The organism is Nitrospirillum amazonense (assembly GCF_007828045.1).
GTDB lineage: Bacteria > Pseudomonadota > Alphaproteobacteria > Azospirillales > Azospirillaceae > Nitrospirillum > Nitrospirillum amazonense_C.
Window position 1 is genome coordinate 1 of the sequence record NZ_VITN01000055.1, and the last position, 6,286, is coordinate 6,286.

Consider the following 6,286-nt stretch of genomic DNA (forward strand, 5'->3'; position numbering starts at 1 on the left):
GGCGTGAAGGTGAACGCCCCCTGCTGCGGCAGGTCGTAGCCCACCGTCACCTTGCCCAGGTACTGCTCGCCACCGTAGTTGGCGTTGGCGCGGGCGCCCAGGAAGGCGATGTCGCGGCGCTGGTCGAAGTGGTTGTAGCCCCAGCCCACCTGGCCCTCCACCGACAGCTTCTGGTCGGCGAAGTCCGGACGCCAGACGCTGTAGGCGGTCAACTGGTAGCTGCCCACCCGCGTCAGGCTGCCCGCCATGACGCCCTGGCCCACCGACGCGCTGTTGATCCAGCTGAACGCCAGGCCGGCCATGACCTCGTCGCTGGCGAACCAGTCGGCGCCCAGCACCAGGCCGCTGCTGCTGGCGCGGTAGCCCGCCGCCTCCGTCGTCGTGCCGCGCAGCACGCCGGCGCCCACGACCTCGCCCCAGATCACCCCCTCGCGCCCGTTGGAGCCCGCGGCCATGCCCTTCTCCCCGCCGTCCATCAGGCTGGCCACCGTCTCCTGGTGCTGGCTGATGGCCGTGGTGGTGGGCGTCACCGAGGTCGCCGTCAGCTGCGGCGTCAGCTGGCTGGGCGACAGCTGCGCCACCGCCACCTGCTTGGCCGCCGGCGACAGCGTCGCCAACGGCGCCAGCACCTGCTGCGTGAACGCCGCCAGCTGCGGGTTGGTGGTGATGCTGTTGCTGGCCAGCGCCGCGATCTGGTCCAGGGCCGAGCCCGTCCCCACCGCCGCGCCGCCCTGGGCATTGCCCACCGCCGTGTAGTTGGTGGCCTTGCCCGCCACCTTCACCACCAGCTGGGTGGTGCCGCCCACCGTCACCAAGTCGCTGGTCACGGTGTAGCCCGTGGCCGTGAAGTCCACGCCGCTGAGGCTCAGGCCATTGCCCGAGGCGATGGTGTAGGTGCCGGCCTGCAGGGCGCCCGCCCCGCTGCCCACGCCCTGCAGCAGCACCGAGCCGCCGGTGAAGGCCGCGGCACCGCTGACCGCCAGGTTGCCGTAGCTGGTGGGCGTGGTCACGCCGATGGCCAGCGTGCCTGCCGACTGGCTGTAGCCGCCGGTGATGTTGATGGCGCTGTTCACCAGCAGGGTGGTCCCGCTGTTGAACACCGTGTGGCTGCCGACGTTGATATGGTCGTTCAGCAGCTGCACGCCGCCGGTGAAGCGCACGTTGCTCCCGGTGTTGCTGATCGTGCCGATGGCGCCATTGAACCCGGTCAGGGTTCCCGGGGTGGCCAGACTGCCGCCATTGATGATCAGGTCGCCGGTCGACAGGTTGGTGATGTTGCCGGCCAGCGCCCCGCTGTTGGCCAGCGTGCCCAGCGTGCCGGTGCTGGCGATGTACAGCGCCGTCGGGCTGGCCACCGTGCCGGTGTTGTTGAGGGTATCCAGGCTGGCACCGATATAGTCGTTGCCCGCCGCCGCCAACAAGTTGCTGCCGCTGGTCACGGCGTTGGCCGACAGGCCGGTGATGCCGCTGGTGACCGTGGCCCCGGCGTAGTTGGAGCCCGTGCCGCCCTGGATCAGGGTGACGCTGTCGCCGACGATGTAGTTGCCGGTGGCGCTGACCCCGGCGTTGACCACGCCGCCCGTCACATTGGCCGCTCCACTGACGGTCAGCACATGACCGCCGGCGGCCAGCGTGCCGCTGCTCTGGGCGAAGTTGCCCGTGACGGCCACGTCGGATGCCAGGGCGATGCTGGCGCCAGCGTTGCTGACCGTGTGCGTCGCCACGTTGATGGCGTCGCCCAGGCTGATGGCGCCGGACGCGAACACCACGTTGGCGCCCGTGTTGGTGATGGTGCCACCCGTGAAGCGACCCACGGCACCGTTGCCCCCTCCGTTGATCGTGAGATCCCGGGCCGACTGGTTCACCACGTTGCCGCTGATGGTGCCGCTGTTGGCCAGGCTGCCCAGCGTGCCGGTGCTGGCGACGTACAGCGCCGTGGCCCCGCCGGCATTGTTGGCCAGGGTACCCGTGACGTTCAGGGTGGCCAGGCTGGCCCCGATGTAGTCGTTGCCCGCCACGGCCAGCAGGTCGCCGCCGCTGACCGAACCCTTGGCGTCCAGGCCGGTCAAGCCGCTGGTGACCACGGCCCCGGTGTAGGACGAGCCCGCCCCACCCTGGATCATGGTCACGCTGTCGCCCACGAAATAGTTGCCCACGCCGGAGACGCCGGCGCTGACCGTGCCGCCCGTGACCAGCGCCGGGCCGCTGACCGTCAGCACATGGCCGCCCACGGTCAGGCTGCCCGCGCTCTGGGTATAGGTGCCGTTGACGCCAACGTCCGTGGTCAGGCCGATGGCCGCCCCGATGTTGCTGACCGTGTGCGTGCCGCCCACGTCAATCTGGTCGCCCAGGGCCACCGCGCCCGACGCGAACACCACGTTGGCGCCGGTGTTGCGGATCGTGCCGCCGGTGAACGCACCCACCGTGCCGTTGGACCCGCCGGTGATGGTCAGATCCCGGGCGGAGACGTTGGTCACGTTGCCGCTGACGACGCCGCTGTTGGCCAGGCTGCCCAACGTACCGGTGGACGCGATGTACAACGCCGTGGCCCCGCCGGCCGTATTGGCCAGGGTGCCGGTGACGGTCAGCGCGGCCAGGCTGGCGCCGATGTAGTCGTTGCCCGCCACGGCTGCCAAGTTGCTGCCGCTGGCAGCACCCGTGGCGTCCAGGCCCATGAGGCCGCTGACCACCGTGGAGCCGGTGTAGGTCGAGCCGTTGCCGCCCCGGATCAGGGTGACGCTGTCGCCCACCAGGTAATTGGCCGTGCCGCTCATCCCGGCATCCACCACGCCGCCCGTCACCTGCGCCGCCCCGCTGACGTCCAGGACATGGCCGGCCACCGACAGGGTGCCCGCCGTCTGGCCGTAGTTGCCCGTCACCGCCACGTCGCCGGCCAGCGTCAGGCTGGCCCCGGTGTTGCTGACGGTGTGGCCGGTCACGTCGATGGCGTCGGCCAGGCTGACCGCACCCGAGGCGAAGGTCAGGTTGCTCAGGCTGTTGCGGATGGTGCCGCCCGAGAAGCCGCCCACCGTGCCACCGGTGCCGCCCACGACCACCAGGTCATTGGCGCTATTGTTGATCACGTTGCCGATGATGGTGCCGCTGTTGGCCAGGGTACCCAGGCTGCCGGCGCTGGTGATCAGCACCGCCGTGGCGGCGTTGATGGTGCCGCTGTTGGTCAGGGTGCCCAGCGTGCCACTGACATAATCGCTGAGCAGGGTCAGCAACAGGTCGGTGGCCGACCCGTTCGTGCCACTGCCCAGCGTGGCGCTGAAGCCCGTGGCCGCGGCGCTGAGGCCGCTGGTGGTCAAGGTCCCGCCCACCTCGGCGATGGTGTAGCTCTGGCCCGCGATCAGGTTGCTACCCGACAGCGCCGTCACCGCCACCGTGCCGCCGGTGAAGGCGGCGTCACCGCTGACCAGCAGCTCACCCGCCGTGCCGCTGCCGATGCCCATGGACAGATTGCCCGCCGACTGGCTGTAGTTGCCCGTCACGCTGATAGCGTTGGTCAGCAGCACGTTGGCGCCGCTGTTCACCAGCGTGCCCGTGCCGACATTCACCTGGTCGTTCAGCAGCAGGTTGCCGCTGGCCAGTTCCACGGTGCCGCTGGTGCTGGTGATCGTGCCGATGGCGCCGTTCTGGCCCGTCAGGGTGCCGATGGCGGAACCGGCGCCGCCGGTGAACACCAGGGCGTTGGCGCTGGTGTTGACGATGCTGCCGGCGATGACGCCGCTGTTGGCGATGGTGCCGATGCTGCCCTGGTTGTACAGGGCGGTGACACCGGCGATGGTGCCGCTGTTGCTGACGTTGCCGATGGTGCCGCTGTTGCGCAGGCCCCGGCCGCTGACCGTGTCGGTGGCACTGATCAGGCCGCTATTGTCGATGCTGCCGATACTGCCGCTGTTGTACAGGCCGTAGGCGACGCTGCTGATGGTGCCGCCCTGGTTGATGACGGCACCGATGGTGCCCTGGTTGTTCAGGCCGGCGGCGTTGACCTCCGGCGCGTCCTTCAGGATGCCCGTGTTCAGCACCGTGCCGATGGTGCCCTGGTTCCACAGGCCCACCTGGCCCGTGGCCGTGCCGCTGTTGTCCACCAGGCCGATGGTCCCGCGGTTGCGGATACCATAGAAGTCACCGTCCAGCACGCCGCTGTTGACCAGCGTGCCCAGGCTGCCCAGGGTGCCGATGTAGGCCGCCGTCACCACGCCGCTGATGGTGCCGCTGTTGTTCAGCGTGCCCAGCGAGCCGCCGATGTAGTCGTTCACCGCTGCCAGCACCAGGTCCACGTCGGACCCGATGGTCTGGGTACCGGCACCCACCGTCAGGCCGGTGATGCCCGACAGCACGTCAACCCCGGTGTAGCTGGACCCGGCCCCCGCCTGCACCAGGATCACCCCGGTGGGCGAGCCCACGATGTAGTTGGTCGTCGTGTCGAAGGTCGTGCTGACCACGCCGCCGCTGATGCTGGCCACCCCGCTGACCGCCAGCTGGTTGCTGCCCAGCGCCAGCGTGCCCGTCGACTGGGCGTAGTTGCCCGTGATGCTGACCGTGCTGGCCAACGTCAGCGTGGCGCCGCCGTTCACCACCGTGTGGCTGCCCACGTTGATGGCGTCCGCCAGGCTGACGTTGCCCGAGGCGAAGGTCAGGTTGGACAGGTTGTTGCGGATGGTGCCGCCCGAGAAGCCGCCCACCGTGCCGCCATTAACGCCATTTGGGCCGCCACCGACGATCACCAGGTCGTTGGCGCTGTCGTTCACCACATTGCCGATGATGGTGCCGCTGTTGGCCAGGGTGCCCAGGCTGCCGGCGCTGGTGATCAGCACCGCCGTGGCGGCGTTGATGGTGCCGCTGTTGGTCAGGGTGCCCAGCGTGCCGCTGACATAGTCGCTGAGCAAGGTCAGCAGCAGGTCCTTGGCGCCGCCGTTGGAGGCGGTACCCAGGGTGGCGCTGAAGCCGCTGACCTGGGCGGTCAGGCCGGTGGCCGTCAGGGTGCCGCTGCCAGCCTCGACGATGGTGTAGCTCTGGCCCGCCAGCAGGTTGGCGCCGTCCAGCGCCGTCACGGCCACCGTGCCCCCCGTCAGGGAAGCGGCACCGCTGACCAGCAACTCACCGGTGACGGAACTGCCCACGCCCATGGCCAGGGTGCCGGCCGACTGGCTGTAGTTGCCCGCCACGCTGACCACGCCGGTCAGCAGCAGGTTGGCGCCGCTGTTCACCAGCGTGCCCGTGCCGACATTTACCTGGTCGTTCAGCAATAGGTTGCCGCCTGCCAGCACCACGTTGGCGCCGGTGCTGGTGATGGTGCTGGTGATGGTGCCCTGGGCGCCGTTCTGGCCGGTCAGCGTGCCGATGGTGGTGCCTGTGCCGCCGGTGATGGTGAGTGTATCAGCGCTGTCGTTGACGATGTTGCCGGCGATGGTGCCGCTGTTGGCCAGGATGCCCAGCATGCCGCTGTTGACGATGGCGGTGGCCGCCGAAATCACGCCGCTGTTGTTGACTTGGCCGATGGTGCCTTCGTTGTACAGGCCATGCGTCACGCCGCTAATGGCACCGCTGTTGTTCAGCGTGCCCACGGTGCCGATGTTCGCGAAACCCGCGCTGGTCACGCCGGAAGCGTCGGTGATTGTCCCGCTGTTGTTCACCACCTCAATGGTGCCGGTGTTCTGGAACGCCACCTGCCCGGCGATGGAGCCGGTATTGCTGACCGTGCCCATGGTGCCGCGGTTATACAGGCCGAAGCCCGTGCCGCTGATCAGCCCCTGGTTCAGGATGCTGCCGATGGTGCCCTGGTTGTTCAGGCCGGCCGCCTCGGCCGATGGGGCGTCGCTCAAGGTGCCGGTGTTGAAGACCGTGCCGATGCTGCCCCGGTTGAACAGGCCGATCATGCCCGTGGCCGTGCCGCCATTGTCCACCAGGCCGACCGTGCCGCGGTTGTAGATACCGTAGCGCCCGCCGTCCAGCGTGCCGCTGTTGGCCAGGGTGCCCAGGCTGCCGGTGGTGGCGATATAGGCCGCCGTCTCCACGCCGGTGATGGTACCGCCATTACCCAGGCTGCCCAGGGTGCCACCGATGTAATCGTTGGCCGCCACCGCCATCAGATCGACGGTGCCGCCGATGGTGGCGACGTCAGCGGCGATGGCCAGGCCGCTGACGTTGGAGACCAGGCTGACACCGGCGTAGTTGGACCCGGTGCCGCCGGTCATCAGGGTGGGACCGACCTGGCCCGCCAGGTAATTGACCGTGGACGACAGGGTGGCGACGACGGCGCCGCCCGTCAGGCTGGCCG

At 69.3% G+C, this 6,286-nt stretch carries 1 pseudogene; it reads right to left on the reverse strand.

What is annotated here, in order from left to right:
* Positions 1-6,286 (reverse strand): annotated as a pseudogene (locus FBZ89_RS31100) (hypothetical protein); the annotation flags it as partial.